Origin of the sequence: Corynebacterium sp. KPL1824 (genome assembly GCF_000478095.1) — a bacterium.
In the GTDB taxonomy this organism is placed as follows: domain Bacteria; phylum Actinomycetota; class Actinomycetes; order Mycobacteriales; family Mycobacteriaceae; genus Corynebacterium; species Corynebacterium accolens.
This window is the reverse complement of the sequence record NZ_KI515750.1, coordinates 226,605-246,946: the sequence shown is the minus strand read 5'-3', so window position 1 is coordinate 246,946 and position 20,342 is coordinate 226,605. Positions and strand designations below refer to the sequence as shown.

18 protein-coding genes are annotated in these 20,342 nt (G+C 59.7%); 17 read left to right on the top strand and 1 reads right to left on the bottom strand.

Features of this window, described 5'->3' with window-relative positions; translation table 11 throughout:
* The first annotated feature begins 30 nt into the window (after positions 1–30).
* From thrS to HMPREF1267_RS07425, 6 genes are all read left to right on the top strand, one after another.
* Complete coding sequence (thrS, locus tag HMPREF1267_RS07450; protein WP_023028856.1) at positions 31–2,094, top strand: threonine--tRNA ligase; 2,064 nt, start codon at positions 31–33, stop codon at positions 2,092–2,094.
* Positions 2,081–2,650, top strand: coding sequence for an HIT domain-containing protein (locus HMPREF1267_RS07445; protein ID WP_023028855.1), 570 nt, complete (start codon positions 2,081–2,083; stop codon positions 2,648–2,650). The genes thrS and HMPREF1267_RS07445 overlap by 14 nt, the downstream gene beginning before the upstream one ends.
* Positions 2,643–3,251: a phosphatidylinositol phosphate synthase gene (gene pgsA / locus HMPREF1267_RS07440; RefSeq protein WP_005278979.1), complete on the top strand. Its 609-nt coding sequence runs from the start codon at positions 2,643–2,645 to the stop codon at positions 3,249–3,251. Before HMPREF1267_RS07445 ends, pgsA begins: the two co-directional genes overlap by 8 nt.
* Before the next feature lie 84 nt (positions 3,252–3,335).
* The gene (locus HMPREF1267_RS07435; RefSeq protein ID WP_023028854.1) at positions 3,336–4,238 is read left to right on the top strand and encodes a phosphatidylinositol mannoside acyltransferase; all 903 of its coding nucleotides are present in this window, start codon (positions 3,336–3,338) and stop codon (positions 4,236–4,238) included.
* Positions 4,238–5,341, top strand: a complete 1,104-nt coding sequence (locus HMPREF1267_RS07430; protein ID WP_023028853.1) for a glycosyltransferase family 4 protein — start codon at positions 4,238–4,240, stop codon at positions 5,339–5,341. Before HMPREF1267_RS07435 ends, HMPREF1267_RS07430 begins: the two co-directional genes overlap by 1 nt.
* On the top strand, positions 5,341–5,802 hold the full coding sequence (locus HMPREF1267_RS07425) for a hypothetical protein (protein WP_034658282.1): 462 nt from the start codon (positions 5,341–5,343) through the stop codon (positions 5,800–5,802). The genes HMPREF1267_RS07430 and HMPREF1267_RS07425 overlap by 1 nt, the downstream gene beginning before the upstream one ends.
* 4 nt (positions 5,803–5,806) lie before the next feature.
* Here the strand turns inward: HMPREF1267_RS07425 and HMPREF1267_RS07420 are convergent, their stop codons facing one another.
* Entirely contained in the window at positions 5,807–7,204 is a 1,398-nt protein-coding gene (locus HMPREF1267_RS07420) for a DUF2029 domain-containing protein (protein WP_034667138.1), read from the bottom strand.
* Between the two features lie 142 nt (positions 7,205–7,346).
* Between HMPREF1267_RS07420 and HMPREF1267_RS07415 the strand changes: the two genes are divergently transcribed.
* The 11 genes from HMPREF1267_RS07415 to HMPREF1267_RS07365 all read left to right on the top strand — a co-directional run bounded on the left by HMPREF1267_RS07415 (position 7,347) and on the right by HMPREF1267_RS07365 (position 20,235).
* Positions 7,347–8,225, top strand: a complete 879-nt coding sequence (locus HMPREF1267_RS07415; protein ID WP_084539236.1) for an acyl-CoA thioesterase II — start codon at positions 7,347–7,349, stop codon at positions 8,223–8,225.
* Between the two features lie 92 nt (positions 8,226–8,317).
* Positions 8,318–9,073 carry a YebC/PmpR family DNA-binding transcriptional regulator gene (locus HMPREF1267_RS07410; RefSeq protein ID WP_023017401.1) on the top strand — a complete coding sequence of 252 codons (756 nt, stop codon included), beginning with the start codon at positions 8,318–8,320 and terminating at the stop codon, positions 9,071–9,073.
* 189 nt (positions 9,074–9,262) lie between these two features.
* On the top strand, positions 9,263–9,835 hold the full coding sequence (ruvC, locus tag HMPREF1267_RS07405) for a crossover junction endodeoxyribonuclease RuvC (protein WP_005283305.1): 573 nt from the start codon (positions 9,263–9,265) through the stop codon (positions 9,833–9,835).
* A gap of 81 nt (positions 9,836–9,916) precedes the next feature.
* Positions 9,917–10,525 carry a Holliday junction branch migration protein RuvA gene (ruvA, locus tag HMPREF1267_RS07400; RefSeq protein ID WP_023017402.1) on the top strand — a complete coding sequence of 203 codons (609 nt, stop codon included), beginning with the start codon at positions 9,917–9,919 and terminating at the stop codon, positions 10,523–10,525.
* Positions 10,526–10,561: 36 nt separating this feature from the next.
* Entirely contained in the window at positions 10,562–11,641 is a 1,080-nt protein-coding gene (ruvB, locus tag HMPREF1267_RS07395) for a Holliday junction branch migration DNA helicase RuvB (protein ID WP_005278995.1), read from the top strand.
* Between the two features lie 89 nt (positions 11,642–11,730).
* On the top strand, positions 11,731–12,105 hold the full coding sequence (gene yajC / locus HMPREF1267_RS07390) for a preprotein translocase subunit YajC (RefSeq protein WP_005283298.1): 375 nt from the start codon (positions 11,731–11,733) through the stop codon (positions 12,103–12,105).
* 278 nt (positions 12,106–12,383) lie between these two features.
* Complete coding sequence (gene secD, locus HMPREF1267_RS07385; protein WP_023017403.1) at positions 12,384–14,267, top strand: protein translocase subunit SecD; 1,884 nt, start codon at positions 12,384–12,386, stop codon at positions 14,265–14,267.
* A 2-nt stretch (positions 14,268–14,269) separates the two neighbouring features.
* Entirely contained in the window at positions 14,270–15,442 is a 1,173-nt protein-coding gene (secF, locus tag HMPREF1267_RS07380; protein WP_023017404.1) for a protein translocase subunit SecF, read from the top strand.
* Between the two features lie 74 nt (positions 15,443–15,516).
* Positions 15,517–17,259 (top strand): ABC transporter substrate-binding protein, encoded by a 1,743-nt coding sequence (locus HMPREF1267_RS07375; protein ID WP_232215124.1) that lies wholly within the window; start codon positions 15,517–15,519, stop codon positions 17,257–17,259.
* Between the two features lie 50 nt (positions 17,260–17,309).
* Positions 17,310–17,855: an adenine phosphoribosyltransferase gene (locus HMPREF1267_RS07370; RefSeq protein ID WP_023017406.1), complete on the top strand. Its 546-nt coding sequence runs from the start codon at positions 17,310–17,312 to the stop codon at positions 17,853–17,855.
* 85 nt (positions 17,856–17,940) lie between these two features.
* Complete coding sequence (locus HMPREF1267_RS07365) at positions 17,941–20,235, top strand: bifunctional (p)ppGpp synthetase/guanosine-3',5'-bis(diphosphate) 3'-pyrophosphohydrolase (RefSeq protein ID WP_034654063.1); 2,295 nt, start codon at positions 17,941–17,943, stop codon at positions 20,233–20,235.
* The last annotated feature ends 107 nt before the right edge of the window (positions 20,236–20,342 follow it).

Below are 20,342 nucleotides of genomic sequence, written 5' to 3'. Positions count from 1 at the left end.
ATCTGCGCGAGCGCAAAAAGGAGCGCGAATATGGCGGAACTTATTCCCGCAGCACCGGTAAATTACGAATCCTTCACCGTGCCAGCCGGGCAAGCGGTTGGTGCGGCCCTCCGCGAGCTGAACCTTCCCAATAAGGGCCCAGAGGCGGTCGTGGTAGTCCGCGGCGTGGACGGTACCCTGTATGACCTTTCGCACACCCCGGATGAGGAATCGACATTTGTCCCGGTAGCCGCCTGTGAGGAAGATGGCCGCGCCGTCATTCGCCACTCCTGCGCCCACGTCATGGCCCAGGCCGTACAGGCCGAGTTCCCCGGCACCAAGCTGGGCATTGGCCCGTCCATTGAAAACGGCTTCTATTTCGATTTCCAGACCGCTGAGCCCTTCACCCCGGAGGATCTCAAGAACCTGGAAAAGCGGATGAAGAAGATCATCAAGGGAGGCCAGCGCTTCGAGCGTCACACCTATGCGTCTACGGCAGAGGCGGAACTGGCCTTGCAGGATGAGCCCTTCAAGCTGGAGCTTATCCAGGACAAGGGCAACGTGGCCCCGGATTCCGATGAGGCCGCCGAGGTGGGTGCCGGCGATCTGACGCACTATGACAACGTGAACCCGCGCACCAACGAGGTGGAATGGTTCGACCTGTGCCGCGGCCCGCACGTTCCCACCACGAAATATATTCCAGCCTTTGCCCTGACTCGGTCGTCCGCCGCCTACTGGCGCGGTGACCAGGCCAACGCCGGCCTGCAGCGCATCTACGGCACCGCCTTTGAGTCCAAGGACGCATTGGCCGCCTACCAGACCATGGTGGAAGAGGCAGAAAAGCGCGACCACCGCCGCTTGGGCCAGGAACTAGATCTCTTCTCCTTCCCGGATGAGATTGGTTCCGGTTTCCCCGTATTCCACCCCAATGGCGCGACCGTGCGCATGGAGATGGAAAACCACTCCCGCAACCGCCACGTGCAGGCGGGATACTCCTTTGTCAATACCCCGCACATCACCAAGGGCGACCTCTTCCGTAAATCCGGCCACCTTGATTTCTACTCCGATGGCATGTTCCCGCCGATGCAGCTCGATGGCGAGTATGACGCCGAGGGAAATACGGTCAAGGAACCGCAGGACTACTACGCCAAGCCGATGAACTGCCCGATGCACAACCTGATCTTTGCATCCCGCGGCCGTTCCTACCGCGAACTGCCGCTGCGCCTTTTCGAATTCGGTACGGTCTATCGCTACGAAAAGTCCGGCGTGGTGCATGGCTTGACGCGTGCGCGCGGTTTTACCCAGGACGATGCCCACATTTACTGCACCGAAGAGCAGCTGGAAGAAGAACTCACCCAGGTTCTAGACTTCATTATCTCGCTGCTTGAGGATTACGGCCTCTCCGATTTCTATCTGGAGCTTTCCACCAAGGATCCCAATAAGTTCGTCGGCTCCGATGAGATTTGGGAGCGCTCGACCGCCATCTTGCAGTCCGTGGCAGAAAAATCCGGGCTCGAGCTCGTTCCTGACCCTGAGGGCGCCGCGTTCTACGGGCCAAAGATTTCCGTCCAGGCCCGCGATGCCATTGGACGTACCTGGCAGATGTCCACGGTGCAGCTGGACTTCAACCTGCCTGAGCGCTTCGAGCTGGAATACACCGCATCCGATGGCACCAAGAAGCGCCCGATCATGATCCACCGTGCCCTCTTCGGCTCCATCGAGCGCTTCTTCGGTGTGCTTCTTGAGCACTACGCGGGCGCATTCCCAGCGTGGTTGGCACCGCACCAGGTCATGGGCATCCCAGTCGCGGATGACTTCGTGCCGCATCTGGAGGGCGTCGCCGCAAAGCTGCGCCGCAAGGGCATTCGCGCGGATGTAGATACCTCCGATGACCGCATGCAGAAGAAGATCCGCAATCACACGACGGGCAAAGTGCCCTTCATGCTGGTCGCCGGCGCCCGCGACGTGGAAGCCGGTGCGGTCTCCTTCCGTTTCCTGGATGGCACGCAGGTCAACGGCGTGCCGGTCGATGAAGCCGTTGAGCTCATCTCCACGTGGGTAGCAGAGCGCACCAACGAGCAGCCGACAGAAGAGCTCATTCGTGCCCGGCGCTAATCCGCAGAAGGGGCAAAGCGAGGAAACATTCGTCGATACCGGTGCCGGTGAGCCGGACCGGTTGGAGCGACTGTGGGCGCCGTACCGGATGGCCTATATCGCGCAGCGGTCCGAGGATCCCTTCGTGGAAGCCCCGAAGGGCAGCGATGAGGACGGGCTCATCATCGCGCGGGGTGAAACGGTATATGCGCTGCTCAACTTGTTTCCCTATAACGCCGGCCACCTCATGGTGGTGCCGTACCGCAAGGAATCCGAGCTGGAAAACCTCACCGAGGAAGAATCCCACGAGCTTATGGCCTTTGCCCAAAATGCGGTGCGGGTACTCAAGCGTGTGTCACGCCCCGAGGCCATTAACGTGGGATTTAATCTGGGGCGCGCGTCCGGCGGCTCGGTGGGAGACCACCTGCATTTGCATGTGGTGCCAAGGTGGCCCGGGGATAGTAACTTTATGACTGTCCTCGATGGGACTAAGGTATTACCGCAACTACTGCAAGACACTCGTCGTGTGCTGGCAGAGGGTTGGCGTGACATGGAAGAGGAGGACTCGCGTGCTTAGCGTGCATGGGCGAAAGCCCGCCGCCGTGGTGGTGGAACCTATAGCCAAGACCTTTTTAAAGTTGGGATTGACTCCCAACGTGGTCACGGTTGTAGGCACTATTGTGACCATCGCCATTTCGGTGATCCTCATTCCTACCGGCCACCTCTTTATCGCCGCCGTATTATCCGGCCTCTTTGCGGCCTTTGACATGCTCGATGGCACCATGGCGCGACTGACCGGTAAATCGAGCGCTTTCGGTGCCACGCTGGATGCCAGTTGCGACCGCATTACCGATGGCGCGTTATTCTGCGCCATCGCCTGGTGGCTGGTGTATACCGCAGACGCGTCCAAATGGACCGTGGCGGCCTGCCTCATTACCTTGGTATGCTCCCAGGTCATTTCCTATATCAAGGCTAGGGGAGAGGCCTCCGGTTTCACCATGGTGGGCGGCCTGATTGAACGCCCCGAGCGCCTCATTTTGGCGCTGGGCGGAATCGGCCTTGAAGGCTTGGGCGTAGAGTACGCCGCGGCGGTATCGCTGTGGATCTTGGCAGTAGGCTCAATCTTTACCGTGTACCAGCGCATTGCCATTGCAGCGCGCCAAGACGCCGGAGTATAAATTAAGCGATCGCGGGCGCAGCGGGGGCTATCGTTCCGGCTCGTTCGAGGTTTGCGGACACACTTTTCTGGAGGATCCGGCACCATGTGGGATAAAGAAGATGTAGCAGCGGCTGGGTATTTGGCGGGCTGGAAGGTAGTCCGCCGCTTGCCCGAGCCGGTAGCGCGCACCATCTTTCGGTGGGTCGCGGATTTCGCGAGCGATAACGGGCGCGGCATGGATGGACTGCGACGAAACCTCACCCGCGTGGTGGGTGCAGAAAACGTCACGCGCGAATTGGTGCGCGATTCCATGCGCTCGTATATGCGCTATTGGATGGAGGCGTTTCGCCTTCCCGCGATTCATGCCGATCCCCAGCTGCACCAGCGGCTCATGAGCGGTTTGGAGGGCCTCGAGCATTTCGACGCCTCCGCGCAATCTGGCCGTGGCGTGATCCTGGCGCTGCCACACTCCGGAAACTGGGATATGGCCGGGGTCTTCCTGGTGGGCCATTACGGGCAATTTACCACCGTGGCAGAGCGGTTAAAGCCGGAGGTGCTTTTTGATGCCTTCGTGGATTACCGCGAGGAATTAGGGTTTGAGGTCCTGCCGCTTACCGGTGGGGCGGCCACGCCCTTTGCGCGCTTAAAGGAAGCCCTTGAGGAGGGTGGGGTGGTCTGCTTATTGGCAGAGCGCGATATTACCCGCCGTGGCGTCACGGTAGATTTCATGGGCGAGGAAGCCAATATGGCTGCCGGTCCCGCGCAGCTAGCTATTGAAACCGGCGCGGCACTCCACGTGGTGCACTCCTGGTTTGAAGGCGATGGCTGGGGGTTATCGGTGTCGCCAGAAGTAGAGGTCACCGATGTGCAGGAGACCACCCAGCGCATGGCGGATGGGTTTGCGGCCAATATCCGGCGCCACCCCGCAGACTGGCACATGTTGCAGCCGCAATGGAATGAGGATGTGGAACGGCGCCGGCAAGCGCGAAAGGAACGTTCCCGTTAATGCGCATCGGTATCATTTGCCCGTATTCTTTTGACGAACCCGGTGGCGTGCAGGCCCATATCCTTGACCTAGCCACCGTTTTCATAGAACAGGGCCACTTTGTCCAGGTCCTTGGGCCCGCCGCGGAGTCCACGCCGCTGCCGGATTTCGTGGTCAAGGGCGGCCCAGCCTTCCCGATTGCGTATAACGGCTCGGTCGCGCGCTTGTCGGTGGGGCCAAAGGTAACCCGCAAGGTCAAGCGCTTCATCCAGGACGGGGATTTCGATGTCCTGCATATCCACGAGCCCAATTCCCCGAGTTTTTCCATGACCGCCTTGGCCGTGGCACACGGCCCGATGGTGGCGACGTACCACGCCTCGGCGGCCAATTCCCTCATCCTCACCTTGGCAAAGCCGCTGCTTATGCCCTTTTTGGAAAAGATTCGCGGCGGCATTGCGGTATCGGACATGGCCCGGCGTTGGCAGGTGGAGCAATTGGGCGGCGATCCCGTCCTGATCCCCAACGGCGTCGATACCTCCGTCTATGCGCTTGCGCGCAAGAAAAGCCAGCCCGCGCTTGCCGATGCCCCACTCGAGGTCGTCTTCCTCGGCCGCCTCGACGAGCCACGGAAGGGGCTGGATATCCTGTTAGCCGCATTGCGCCAGGTCAACAAGAATATTCGCGTCACCATTATGGGCGGCGGCCGCGCCCGCGAGGTCGAAGGCGTGGACTTTGTCGGGCGCGTCAGCGATGCAGAAAAGGCACAGGTTTTAGGCCGGGCCGATGTTTACGTGGCGCCGAATACGGGCGGGGAGAGCTTTGGCATCGTGTTGGTAGAGGCCATGGCCGCCGGTGCCGCCGTCGTGGCTTCCGATTTGGAGGCCTTTCGCGCGGTGTGCAACGCGGAATCTGATGAACCCGCGGGAGCGCTTTTCCGCACCGGCGATGCCTCCGATTTGGCGCGCGTGCTGAACCAGGTCTTGGATGATGGCGATTACCGGCGGCGCTTGGTGCGCAATGGCGTCCAACGCGCCCAGATGTATGACTGGGACCATGTTGCCGCGGCGGTCATGCAGGTTTATGAAACGGTGCAAGATGGCACGAAGGTAAGGGTGAAGCGATGATGGGGATTGAGATAACCATTGCGCTCGTCATCCTCATACTTTTAGGATCGTGGGCCATTTTTACCGCGCAGCGGCTAAACTTCCTGCACATTCGCACCGATGCCGCACTGGCGCAGCTGCAGGCGGCACTAGACCGGCGCGCGGCGGTAACGGCGGCGGTCTCCCCGGATCTTGCCGCCTTGGCGCAAAAGGCCGAATCCACGGAGCTTTCGCATGGGCATTTTCAAGCCCGCACCATGGTAGAACGCGAGCTCTCGGCCGCCATTGTGCGCGATTTTCCGGTAGGCCAGCGCCCGGCCGCCTTGGCGGATGCAGAAGGCCGCATCCAATTGGCGCATCGCTTTTATAACGAGGCAGTCAGCGATACGCGCGCGCTGCGCCTGCGCCCAGCGGTGCGCTTTTTCCACCTCGGCGGAACCGCTAAATTACCCGAGTACTTCGACTACATGCTGGCAGATTGAAAATCTAGCCGCGCGGCACCTGCGTGGTGACATCGGTGCTCGCGTCAGGATCGGCGTCGGCATCGGCATCGGCGGTGTCGGAGCCCGGAACGTTGATTCGCCCGGTATCTGGTGAGGGCGCGGGCTCTGCGGCGGCTTCCTGGGCTTGCTCCAGGCCGCTTGCTGCCACGATGGCCTTTTCTATGCGGCGCGACAGGCTTATCTCAAGGATGAACCAAATGAGCGCGATGAGGACCATGACGAGGATGAGCACGTTGCGGGCCACGAGTACGTAGACCGGAGTAAGGTCTGCGCCCACGTACTTCCACAGGTAGTCATAGTGGAACGGGTAGACGTAGGTGCCCAGCGCAGCGGCGACGACCGCGCATACAGCGAGAAGGCCCTGGCAGATCTTGATGGGGACGAACCCGGCGGGGAGCTGTTGGCGTACGACCACCGCGAATAGCGGGCCGAGCCAGATGATGTACTGGGGCGAAAATACCTTATTGGTGGCAATGAGCAGCAGCACCATGAGGGTGAAGAAGGCGACGGTGGTGCGCGAGGTCCACCCTCCGGCGAAGAAACGGTATAGAGCCCAGCCCAAGGCGAATACCAGCATCCCGGCTGTAGCGACGGTGCTCCACATGATGGCGGTATCCACGCCCGGGCCGGAAATCTCGAAGCTCTTGGACGGTGCATAACCTAAATGCCATTTACCTGGGTTGAGGTGCGCCTGCAAGAGCAAGTATGTCGCCGGAATGGATTCGAGTTGGAGCCCGCGCACCCCCTGATAATCCAGCGGGGAAAGGAGCCGGTCCATGCCGGAGGTGACAACCGTTAGCGCTGATAGGGCTGCGACGGAGCCGAAAAAGGACACCAGGCGGAGCCAGGAATTAGCGCTATTAAACCGCCCCACCAGCCCGGCGGCGAGGACGCCTGGCCAGAGCTTCATGGTGGTGGCGAAGCCCAAAAGGGCGGCACCGGTCTTGGGATGAGAAATAAGGAGCGCGGCGGCACCGGCGACGGCGACCGCGGGGAAGATATCGAGGCGCCATACAAAGACGTGTCCTGCGGCCGTGCCGAAGAAGACCCAGAACCAGCTTGCGAGGAAAACACGCTTATTGCGCTGGTGGTGGCGCAGCAGGAGGGCGAGGAAGGTGGCATCGATAAGCAGCGTCATGATGGTAAAGCCGATGTAGAACACGCCGCGGTCCCCACCGGTAAACCAACTTAAGATGATGGTGGGCCACGTTCCCGCATGGGGGTATTCGGTCATCAGCGTGGGATCGTCGCCATAAAGCCCAGCGAAATAATAGGCAACATCGCCGCGTGCACTGTGGTCGAGTTTTAAGAAATAGACCAATACCAAGCGGGCGAGAACCCAGCCCACCCATACTGCAGGAACTGACGCGATTCTTTTCACCCAAAAGATTCTAGGAAAAAATTTGGGCAGTGGGTAGTTCGAATCAGGTTGCTAGCCACTGGGGTTGGACCGGCTAGGGAGTAGGGTGGCAAGGCAGATAAGAAGTTACGTGATATAGCGCATAGTAGGCGCATAAGGAAGGATGACTGTGGGCACCATTTCTGAGGTTTTGGCATTAGAAGGCACCCAAGAAGCGGATGTCTTTTCTGGCCCGGCGATTCCCTCGCAGATTGAGCGCACCTTTGGCGGGCAGGTGGCAGCGCAAGCGCTAGCCGCGGCGCAAAGGACTGTAGATAATAAGCAGGTGCATTCCCTCCACGGCTATTTCGTTGGACCCGGTGATACGAAAAAGCCGCTGGAGCTGCGGGTGGAAAGGCTGCGCGATGGCCGTTCCTTTGCCAGCCGGCAGGTTCGAGTCATCCAAGATGGCCGCCTCGTCTTTATCATGCTGGCTAGTTTCCACCGCGATGGTGATACAGGGCCCGAGCATCAGGATATGGCACCGCAGGTACTAAGCCCTGATGAAGCCGCGCGCCGCGGTGGCGGGGCGCCCTATTCCACCCGAATCATCTTGAAGGAGTGGACCGATTGGGATATCCGTTTGGTCCCCGATGAAGGCCGCGATGATGCCGCCGCGGAGGTAACCGGTGCCGGATACCGCCATATTTGGTTCCGCAATACCGGAGAGCTTGGAAGCGACCCCGACTTTCACCGCGCCGCCCTAACGTATATGTCCGATATGACCCTTATCCGGTCGGCGCTTATTCCGCACCAGGGGGAGAAGATCCAATTGGCCAGTCTTGACCATGCGGTGTGGTTTCTCCGCCCCTTCCGCGTGGATGAGTGGTTGCTTTATGAGCAGGTATCGCCCACAGCGGCGCAAGGCACGGCCATCGCGCGCGGCAAATTATTCACTGAACAGGGCGAACTCGTTGCGCTGGTCAATCAGGAGGGCTTGACGCGGTTCCTCGATGAGAACTTGGGTAGCGGTTCCGCCCATGGCAATTGGCATAACGTCTAGAAACGCCTCCGTATCCTGGGGGCGCTTTTCCCAGTTCGTGCAGGGCACGTATAATTGTCAACAGATTTAGAACCCAATTAGAAAGGGACTTAATGTCAGGCCACTCAAAATGGGCAACTACCAAGCACAAGAAGGCTGCCAATGACGCCAAGCGCGGCAAGGAATTTGCCAAGCTCATTAAGAACATTGAAGTGGCGGCGCGAACCGGCGGTGGTGATCCTGCGGCCAACCCAACGCTCGATGACATGATTAAGAAGGCCAAAAAGGCCTCCGTCCCCAATGACAACATCGAACGCGCCCGCAAGCGCGGTTCTGGTGAAGAAGCCGGTGGTGCCGACTGGGAGACCATCATGTACGAGGGTTATGGCCCCAACGGTGTCGCAATGCTGATTGAATGCTTGACCGATAACCGCAACCGCGCTGCTACCGATGTCCGCACCGCAATGACCAAGAATGGCGGCAACCTGGGTGAATCCGGCTCGGTTGCTTATATGTTCTCCCGCACCGGTTACGTCTTGGTGGAAAAGGGCGAGCTGAGCGAGGACGACGTCTTGATGGCGGTCCTCGATGCCGGCGCCGAAGAGGTCAAGGACCAGGGCGAGAAATTCGAGATCATCTGCGCTCCCACGGATGTGCAGGCCGTAAAGGAAGCACTCAAGGAAGCCGATATCGAGGTCGATGACTCCGATAACGATTTCCGCGCCTCCGTCGAGGTACCTCTTGACGCCAATGACGCGAAGAAGATCTTCCGCCTCATCGATGTTTTGGAAGACTCCGACGACGTCCAGAACGTATATACCAATATGGACCTATCCGATGAGGTCCTAGCGGAGCTAAACGCAGAGTAGGGATACTGCTCTTATTAGGCACTAGCTCGGTGGCGGCTCTTCGCGGATGCGGAGATGTCGGCGCCGGGCTTTTTATTGTGCTTTATTGGGGCCCTAGGTTCTCGCCGTGTTGTAGAACATGTGTGTGTAAGACATAATAGGGGAGCAAGATTGGTAACGACGAGGCCGCGGAACGGGGAGTGGGCGGGTGTGAATATCGAAGGCATGCGCGTGATGGGTATCGATCCCGGGCTCACCCGCTGTGGCCTGTCCGTAGTTCAAGCCGGGCGCGGGCGCGCGATCCTTCCCGTCTCCGTGGGAGTGGTGCGGACTCCCAGCGATAAGGATCTGACCGAACGGCTTTTGCGGCTATCCGTGGCAGCCAAGGAATGGATGGACGATTATTCGCCGGATGTGGTGGCCATAGAGCGCGTCTTCGAACGCGGCCAGGTCTCAACCGTCATGCAGACCGCGCACGTCGTAGGGGTTCTGGTACTCGCGGCCGCCGAGCGGGATATTCCGGTGTACATGTACACCCCATCCGAAGTGAAAAAGGCTATTTCTGGCAATGGGCGCGCGGATAAGAAGCAAATGACGACCATGATCACCCGTATCCTGGGGCTTACGGAGCCGCCCAAGCCGGCGGATGCGGCGGATGCATTGGCGCTGGCCGTCTGCCACTGCTGGCGGGCGCCAGCGATCGTGAGAATGGATAGTACCGGTTTAGGGCTCGGCGCAAAGACCAGCGGCGTCCGCGGGCGGGGGAAGGGTGTTCAGCCTTAGCTCGCCACACCCCCACAGGTTAAGTTTGTTCATTATTAGGTCATGTTGAAAGCGCACACAGGTAGGAAGGCACGGTAGAAAATGATTGCGGCATTGCGGGGAGAAGTCCTCCACATTGGTTTAGACCACGGCGTTATTGAATGCGGCGGGGTGGGCTATAAGTTCTTAGCCACCGCAAAGACGTTGGGAACCTTGCGCCGCGGAGAAACCGCTTTTGTGCTCACTACCTTGGTGGTCAAGGAAGACGCATTGACCTTATACGGTTTTACCAGCGACGATGACCGCGAAATGTTCCAAGTGCTGCAATCTGTGTCTGGCTTGGGGCCCAAACTCGCCTTGGCCGCGTTATCCGTCATGGGGGCAGAAGAACTGGCCGCAGCGATTGGCGGGGAGGATGTGAAGGCGCTGCAGTCTATCCCGGGCGTCGGCAAGCGCATGGCCCAACGCCTTACCCTGGAGCTCAAGGATAAGGTAAAGCGCTTTGCTGGAACTCCCGTGCCCGATGCTGCGTCGGAGGCAACAGGTGCCGGTGGCCCAGTTGTCGATAGTGTCACTGAAGCCCTCTTGGGCCTAGGGTTTACTGAGAAGGCGGCTCGCCCCGTGGTGGAGGCGGCATACGCCGAAGCCCCTGCGGCGGATACCTCAACCTTGCTGCGTGCGGCCCTGGCCCAGTTGGGTAAGCAGGGCTAAAAGAATACGACGTCAAGAAGACACAAAGGCTACAGCATGTCCGATATTGAGCGCACCGAGTTCAACCTCCCAGAGGGGATGAGTAAGGCGCACGAATCCCAGCACAATAGTGATGTGGAAGCCACCGCTCACGCCGAAGAACACGATATCGAGCGCTCCCTGCGCCCCAAGTCCCTGACGGAATTCATTGGGCAACCCAAGGTAAGGGAGCAGCTCTCCCTCGTGCTTACCGGCGCGAAGAACCGCGGGGTCACCCCGGATCACGTCCTGTTATCGGGGCCGCCCGGTCTGGGCAAGACCACCATGGCGATGATCATTTCGCAGGAACTCGGCACATCGCTGCGCATGACCTCCGGGCCGGCGCTGGAGAGGGCGGGCGACCTGGCGGCGATGCTCTCCAACCTCATGGAAGGCGACGTGCTGTTCATCGATGAGATCCACCGCATCGCCCGGCCTGCCGAAGAAATGCTTTATATGGCCATGGAGGATTTCCGCATCGATGTGATTGTGGGCAAGGGGCCGGGTGCTACCTCGATTCCCTTGGAGATCCCGCCGTTTACGTTGGTCGGGGCGACAACGCGAGCGGGAATGCTTACCGGTCCGCTGCGGGATCGCTTCGGTTTTACCGCCCAAATGGAGTACTACAGCACCGAGGATCTCACCCGCGTGATCAAGCGTGCGGCGCATATCTTGGACGTTGCCATCGATGACGATGCCGCCGTGGAAATCGGCTCCCGCTCGCGCGGCACCCCGCGCATTGCCAACCGCCTGCTGCGCCGCGTGCGCGATTATGCAGAGGTCAATGGCACCGGACGCATCGATCTGTCCGCAGCACAAGGGGCGCTGGAGGTATTCGACGTCGATGAAATGGGCCTAGACCGACTAGACCGCGCCGTCCTCAATGCCCTGATTAACGGCCACGGCGGCGGGCCGGTGGGTGTGAATACCTTGGCCATCGCCGTGGGCGAGGAACCCTCCACCGTGGAGGAGGTATGTGAGCCGTACTTGGTTCGCGCCGGCATGATTTCGCGCACTGGGCGGGGCAGGGTCGCCACCGCCGCCGCCTGGCAACACCTCGGCCTGACGCCTCCCGATGGCGCGATTGGGCTGTTTTAGGCAAGCGTGGGCACCGCGCTAGCGCGGCCGCAGAGGTGGAACCGACTCATGGTTTTTGTGAACGAAACGGTCTGGCATACTGGAAAGTTATGGAAATCATCTTTCTCATCATCATTGTCATTTTGTTCATCATTCCTTCCTTTATGGCGATGCGTAAGCAACGCCAGCGCCAGAACGATATGCAATCGCTGCAAAACTCCCTGCAGAATGGGGATCGCATCGTCACCGCCGGCGGTGTCCACGGCGTGGTGCGGGGAACCACCGATACCAGCGTGGACCTCGAGGTTTCCCCGGGCGTTACCCTCACCTTTGACAAGATGGCGGTGGTGCGCACCGAAAGCGAGGCCCAGAAGCTTGACCGCGGTGGTGCAAACAATGCCGTAGAGGCGCAGCGCGATAACGGTGAGAACAATAATGATGATGGATTCAACGGCGGGGAAGGTGAGCAGCCCTCTAGCCGTTAAGTCCTCGTTACCGCCCGCGCCCTTTTCCGAGTAGGCCGCGGGCGTATTCTGTGCATAAGCTGGGGGTTCTCTGAACCTGCACTCGGCTTATGAGAAACGTAGAACCTGACACATTTTCGCTGAATCGCGGACCCCGTTAAGGAAAATGTTGTTCCATGACGTACGATTGTGCGTTGTTAACGTGCCCGCGCCGAATCGGGCGGGCCGTATTTATTGTTTAATCACCCTGGTTTGCAGTGCACAGGAGAATATCGTTGTCCGCATCATCTAGAGGCGCTATGAAAAATAGCAACCGCCAATGGCCCAAGCGCGCCCTCGCGCTCTTTGGGCTTATCGTGGTTGTTATCTATGCGCTGGTCTTTTTTACCGGAAACCGCCAAGCCGCCCCGAAGCTAGGCATCGACCTGCAGGGCGGCACCCGCGTTACCTTGGCGCCACAAGGTGAAGACCCCACCCAGGATCAGCTACGGCAAGCGCGCAATATTTTGGAACAGCGCGTTAACGGCATGGGCGTTTCTGGTTCCGAGGTCGTCATTAACGGCAATACCCTCGTCATCACCGTGCCGGGCGAGGATGCGTCCCAAGCCCAGGCGGTGGGGCAGACCTCCCAGCTGTACTTCCGCCCAGTGGCACAACCCTCCGCGCCGGATCTGGACAAGCTCGACAAAGAGCTGGAGGATATGGCTAACCGGTGGGTCAAATACGGCGTCCTAGACAAGGACGAGGCGAATAAGAAGCTGGAAGACGTCACCAATGCCGTGGCCCAGCAAGAAGCGCAGGCGGAAGGCAAGGAGCCGAAGGACGTCAAGGCGCCGAAGGTCTCCGCCAAGCCCTTGGACGAGCCTTCAAACTCCATTGAGCAGACCGAGCGCCGCGACGAAGTCACTGAGATGTTGTTGAAGGACCGCCAATCGGACGATCCGACAACGCAGGCAGCGGCCTCGTCGCTTTTAACCTGCCAAGGCTCCGCCGACCCACTGGCTGGTGCGGACGATCCGTCCAAGCCTTTTGTGACCTGTGATTACGACAGCGGCACCCCCTATGTCTTGGAGCCAGCGCCGTTGCTCAACGGCGTTGAGGATGAAGACGGCACCCGCCTGACGGGTAATGAGATTGATACCAATTCCCCGATTAATGGCGGCCTGAACCCGCAGTCCGGCCAGATGGAGATTAGCTTCTCCTTCAAGACCGGCAATGGCCCGAACGGTTCCCAGACCTGGGCTGACCTCACGCGGGAGCATCTGAACGACCAGATTGCCATCACCCTTGACTCGGCCGTCATTTCGGCGCCGGTTATCCAGGGCGCTACCCCGTACGGCTCTGCTACCTCCATTAACGGTGACTTTAGCCAGGAAGAAGCCAATAACTTGGCCAATAACCTGCGTTATGGTGCACTGCCGCTGTCCTTTGCCGGCGAAAACGGCGAGCCCGGCGGCACGGTAGAGTCCATTCCGCCGACACTGGGTAAGGCAGCGCTCGAGGCCGGCCTGTGGGCAGGCTTGGCAGGTTTGATTTTGGTCATCCTGTACTCGCTGTACTACTTCCGCGCGCTCAGCGGTGTGTCCGTCATCTTCTTGCTTGGCTCCGGCCTGCTGACCTACGGCGCCATCGTCCTGCTGGGGCGTTGGATCGGGTACTCGCTCGACCTGTCCGGTATCGCCGGTCTAGTCATCGGTGTCGGTGCGACCGCGGACTCGTTCGTGGTCTACTACGAACGCATCAAGGATGAGCTCCTAGAGGGTAGAACCTTCAGGTCAGCAACGCAGAAGGCGTGGGAGCGTTCGCGTAGCACCATCGTGACCGGTAACGCGGTGACGCTGATTGGTTCTGTCATCGTCTACTTCCTCGCCATCGGTGAGGTAAAGGGCTTCGCGTTCACCTTGGGCTTGACCACGATCTTCGACCTCGTCGTGTCCTTCCTGGTCATGGCGCCGTTGATGCAGATCATCGGCCGCCGCCCAGCGGCAGCCAAGCCATCGATGAACGGTTTGGGCGGAATTTACGCGCTGATTGAAGAGCGACGCGAACGCGGCTACTACGCGGAGTCCCGCGGCGTTGCTACCGCATCGCAGGCGCGCGCCACTGACAATTCGGCATCCGCTAGCGCCGATTCGTCTGAGAGCTCAGCGCCCTCAGCAGCTGCGGAAGATGAGGAGAAATAATCATGGCCGTATCTACTAAACACAAGATTTCGCGTTTGGATCGTCTCTATGAAGACGAGCGTGGCTATGACTTCATTGGCCACACCAAACGGTGGTACGCGATTACCGCCGCGCTCCTCGTCGGCGCCATCGCCGCCATCTTGATTCGCGGGTTCACCCTCTCCCTCGATTTTGAGGGAGGTACCACCTTGTCCATGCCCGCTGGGGACTTGAAAGAGGACGAGGTAGCTACCGTCTTTGAGGACTCCACCGGCGTTGAACCCGAGCAGGTGCGCATCGTCGGCGCCGGCGATTCTGAGACGCTCGAAATCACCTCTGAGCGCCTGAGCCAAGAAGAGGTAGATAGCGCCCGGTCCGCAATCTATGAGGAATTCCAGCCAAAGGATGAAAACGGGGAGGCCACCCCGGACGCCATTGGTTCCTCCACCGTGTCCGAGTCCTGGGGTTCTTCCATTACCCAGCGCATGATTCTGGCCATGGTCGTATTCCTCGTCGCTGCGACCATCTATGTGGCGGTGCGCTTGCAAAAGATCATGGCGTTTGCTGCCATCTCGGCGCTTATTATCGATGGCATCGTCATCGCCGGTATCTACGCCCTCTTTGGGTTTGAAGTTTCTCCCGCCGTCATCATCGGTTTGCTCACCGTGCTGACCTTCTCCATCTATGACTCCGTCATCGTCTTTGACAAGGTCAATGAAAATACGGCGGGGCTGGAGGGCCAACGTTCTAAGACCTACGGTGAGCTGGCCAACTTGGCGATCAACCAGACGGTCATGCGCTCTATTTCTACGTCCATCATTTCCGCGCTGCCGATTATCGCGTTGTTCGTCATCGCCGTGTGGCTGATGGGCATCGGCACGCTGCGCGATCTGGCGCTGATCCAGCTCATCGGCGTTATCGAGGGCATTTTCTCTTCGATCTTCTTGGCCACCCCGTTGGTGGTGACGTTTGCTAATTGGACCAAGCGCGTCAAACAGCACACGCAGCGTGTGCTGGATTACCGCGCGGGTAAGTCTGAGGATGGTGAACCGGCGCAAGAGCGTTCTGCGAAGCGCAAGGTGGTCACGCCTTCCGATGCCGGGGCCAAGACCCGCAAGGAAGTGGCAGAAGAGCAATCCGATCACGGCAGTAGCGTCTCCGGTCATACCGGTGCTACCTGGCGCCCAGGCCGCTAATCGCCCTGAAGCACGGCATAATCAGGCAGAGTAAAGCTCGGTCTTTGAAGGAGAAAAAGGGGGTTGTGCGTACCGTGGAACGCAGACTAGGCACCACACGGTGGTGGGGTAGCCGTCCCAAAATCACGGCTATTGCGGCGGGGCTTTCCGCCCTTGCGCTGGTAGCGGCCTCGTGCAGCAGCGAGGAATCCGATAGCGGTGACCAGGCAGCGCCCAGCGATCCGGAGTCCTATAACTACACCGGTTATATGGTCAACTCCCAGTTGGCAACGACGAATGCCGGTACCGCCTTCGGCAGCACCACCTCCGCGGCGCAGCTTTCGACGCGCCTTTATCCCGGCCTTTTCGTGCCAGGTCCCTCCGGACAGCTCATTCCCAACGCGGATTTGGTCGAGACCGAAAAGCTTCCGCCCGCAGCAGATAGCGACCAGGAAAGCGTGCGTTTGACGCTTGCCGATGACGCCACATTCTCCGACGGCGCCCCCGTCACCTGCGATGATTACCTGCTTGCCTATACGGCCGGTACGCACCCGGTGGAGTTTGCCTCGCATATGCCGCTGATGAATGACATCGCGGACATCGAGTGCGCACCGCACAGCAAGGCCTTTACGCTGACCTTCTATAAAGACCAGGGCCACCGCTGGCGCCAGATGTTTGGCCCTGGCACGGTCATGCCTGCGCACGCGCTTGCACAGAAGACGGACATGAGCATGGAGGATCTCAACGCGGCCCTGCACGCAGAAGACATGGCGGCGCTGCAGCCAGTGGCTGAGTTGTGGCGCTATGGGTTTTCCACTGCCAAGGATGATTTTGATCCCGAGTTGCAAGTGTCTTATGGCCCCTTCACAGCAGAAAAGGTCGGCGATTCTGGCGAGGTTTTCTTAAAGGCCAATGAGCAGTATCGCGGCGATAAGCCTGCCTTGGACCGGCTCGTCGTGTGGCCGAGTAGCGCCGACGCGCAGGAGCTTGAGGATAAGGGCGTACTCAAGGTGGCAGACTCCGCCACCGCGGCGCCCGGCTGGCTTTCCGGGAACGCGGGTGAGGACGCAGAATCCGCGGAAGGCAAAGAACCAGACCACGACTCCGCTGGGGAGGACTCCGCGGGCGCAGGCAATGACCAGTTTGAGACGACCACCAAGGTGGGCCTGCAAACCGATACGCTGACGCTGTCACAGGCCGGGATCTTCGCAGAGCCTTCTGCAAGGAAGGCATTTGCCGCCTGCGTTGATCAAGCGGCGCTGGCACACAAGAGCTCCGAAATATCTGGCGTCGACGTCCCGCCGGCGTATGTCCGCACCGTGTCCGTACAGGATCCGGTGGCCCAAACGCTTGGATCGGTGGCGAAGGACCACGAAGGAACGGACATGGCTGCGGCCGGCCAGTTGAACGGCACCACCATCAAGGTGGGCTACGTTGGCCCGGATAAGCGCTACCAGGCGATGGTCGAGGCGCTGCGCGCCTCGTGCGAACCGGCGGGCATTACCATTGAGGACGCTGCGGACGAACAGCTATCGCAGTTTTATCTCAACCCCAATCCGGAAACAGGTGAGCCCACCATTGATGCCTTCTTGGGCCCGGTCGACCCGCTGACCGAGTACTCTGCGGCAGATTCCAGCATCAAAAACTCCGTGCAGCTCAAGGAACAGGAAGAGCAGCTGTGGGACAGCGTTCCCTCCATTCCTGTTGCTGCGCAGCCGCGCGTGTTCATCGTTCACCGCGACGTGGAGGGTGTCCTGCCGTACACTGGCATCTCGGGCATCGGCTGGAACATGGACCGTTGGCACGTGTCGGCACAAGAACCTGTGGAAAAGGCTTAGCCCTTTTTCCTCTCAAATTATTTCTCGCTATTTATTTCTCAAGGAAGATGATGAGTTCCCAGTACGAATCAGCAGCACAAGCTTTGCACGACAAGGTGCGCCTCGTTCAGGATTTTCCAGAGGAAGGAATCCTCTTTGAAGATCTCACCCCGGTATTGGCCGATCCTGAGGCATTTCAGGCCGTCGTTGATGGCCTAGCGGCCGCCTGCGAGGAGTTGGGCGCGGATCTTATCGGCGGCCTGGATGCCCGCGGATTCCTGCTGGGCTCAGCCGTGGCATACAAGTTGGGCTTGGGCATTTTGGCCATTCGTAAAAAGGGCAAGCTTCCGCCGCCGGTTTATACCGAAGAATACGAGCTGGAGTACGGCTCGGCCGCGTTGGAGATCCCCGCCAGCGGCGTTGATGTGAAGGGCAAGCGCGTGGTGCTTGTCGATGACGTCCTGGCCACCGGTGGCACCCTCCACGGCGCCAAGCTGCTGCTTGAATCTGCCGGCGCCGAGGTTGCGGGTAACGTCGTGGTGCTAGAGGTTAAGGGCCTGAACGGCCGGGAGCGCTTATCGGGCCCGCCGCTTATTGTGCTAGATGACGCTGACTAAGATGGTGTGTCTAAGCTAGATCACACGATCTGGAAAGGCGCCGCAGCCAGCACTATAGGCTGTGGCATTGTGAAGGGCGGTAGAGATGGCCACTGATAAGTCAGCAAAACGCCAGGCTAATAACGGGATGCGGAGCATGTCTGCCCGCCTTGCCCGGTCACTGACCGGCGGGCGGGTCAAGATTAACCCGGTGCTCGATCCCCTCATGTCCATTCACCGGAAATTCCACCCCAAAGCGGATGCGGAATTGCTCAACGCTGCCTATAACACCGCAGAAAGGCTGCATGAGGGAGTATTCCGTAAGTCGGGCGAGCCGTATATTACCCACCCGCTAGCCGTGGCTACGATCGCCGCGGAAATCGGCATGGATACCACCACCATCGTTGCAGCACTCTTGCACGATACGGTGGAGGATACCGAGTACACGCTGGAGGATCTGACTCGCGACTTCGGGCCCGAAGTGGCCCGGCTTGTTGATGGCGTGACCAAGCTGGACAAGGTGGCCCTGGGTGCTGCGGCGGAAGCCGAGACCATCCGGAAGATGATCGTCGCCATGGCCAACGATCCGCGCGTGCTGGTCATCAAGGTCAGCGACCGTCTGCACAATATGCGCACTATGCGCTTTTTGCCGCCGGAAAAGCAGGCCAAGAAGGCGCGCCAGACGCTAGAGGTCATCGCCCCCTTGGCCCACCGGTTGGGCATGGCGAGCGTGAAATGGGAGTTAGAGGATCTGTCTTTTGCCATCCTCTATCCCAAAAAGTACGACGAAATCGTGCGCATGGTGGCAGAGCGCGCGCCCTCGCGCGATCGCGCCTTGAAGGAAATCATCAACCAAGTCAGTGCCGCCTTAAAGGAAAACGGCATCGAGGCCGAGGTAATGGGCCGGCCGAAGCACTACTGGTCCATCTATCAAAAGATGGTCGTGCGCGGCCGCGAGTTCGCGGAGATCTTTGACCTAGTGGGCATCCGCGTACTGGTGGATGACATCAATAGCTGTTACGCCGCCATTGGCGTCGTGCACTCCATTTACCAGGCCTTGCCTGGGCGTTTTAAGGATTATATTTCCTCCCCGCGCTTCGGCGTCTACCAGTCTCTGCACACCACGGTGCTCGCGGACGGCGGAGCAACACTGGAGGTACAGGTCCGCACGCACGAGATGCACTACAACGCCGAATTCGGCGTCGCCGCGCACTGGCGCTATAAGGAAACGAAGGGCAAGAATTCTGGGCACCAAGAAGAGGTGGACCAGATGGCTTGGATGCGTCAGCTGCTGGATTGGCAGAAGGAAGCGGCAGACCCCAATGAGTTCCTCGATTCATTGCGCTATGACCTGACGGCGCGCCAGATCTTCGCCTTTACCCCAAAGGGCGATGTGGTGGATTTGCCGGCGGGTTCCACCCCGGTAGATTTTGCCTACGCCGTGCACACGGAGGTTGGCCACCGCTGCATTGGCGCCAAGGTTAACGGCAAATTGGTGGCGCTAGAATCGCCGCTGAAATCCGGCGACAAGGTAGAAATCTTTACTTCCAAGGATCCCAACGCCGGCCCATCGCGCGATTGGCAGGAATTCTTGGTCTCGCCGCGGGCCAAGGCGAAGGTGCGCCAGTGGTTTGCCAAGGAAAGGCGCGAGGAGCACCTCGAAGCCGGGCGCGATGCCTTGGCCTCTGAGGTGCAGCGCGGCGGCTTGCCGATGCACCGCCTGTTTACCGCCAGCTCCATGAAACAGGTCGCAGAACAGCTGCACTATTCCGATGTCGATGCCCTGTACACAGCTATCGGCGCAGGCCACGTCTCCGCACAGCACGTGGCCAACCAATTGGTGGCCATGTTCGGCGACCGCGATGATGCCGTGGATGCCCTGGCTTCCCGAACCCCACTCTCGGAGCTCGAGCAGTCCCGCGCGCAGCATACCAAGGACTCCGCCTCCGGCACGGGCATCTTGGTGGAGGGAAGCCCCGATGTCATGGCCAAGCTCGCGAAGTGTTGCCAGCCAGTGCCTGGGGACGCCATTTTTGGCTTCGTCACCCGCGGCGGGGGAGTGTCCGTGCACCGTGCGGACTGCGCCAACGCGGAAAAGCTCAAATCTGAGCCGGAGCGCATGCTGAAGGTGGAGTGGTCCTCTGGCACCTCTTCTACCGGTGCGTTTTCTGCCACGCTGCAGCTTGAGGCATTGGACCGTCAGGGCCTGCTGTCTGAGCTAACGCGGGTATTAAGCGATCAGAACATCAATGTGTTGACGATGAATTCGAACCGCGGCGAGGACCAAATTGCCACGATGCGTTTTACCTTCTCCGTATCGGATACCAAACAGCTGGGGTCCTTGATGACGACGTTGCGCAATACCGAGGGCGTCTTTGACGTCTACCGTGTGACTGCCTAACCGCCTTCCCGCGCGGCTACCTCCCTGTGCGGTTGCTTGATAGAGCAACGCGCGGGCTACGCGCACGTGACGATTGTGTGAACTCTTGGCGGAGGAAAGGTAAAAGC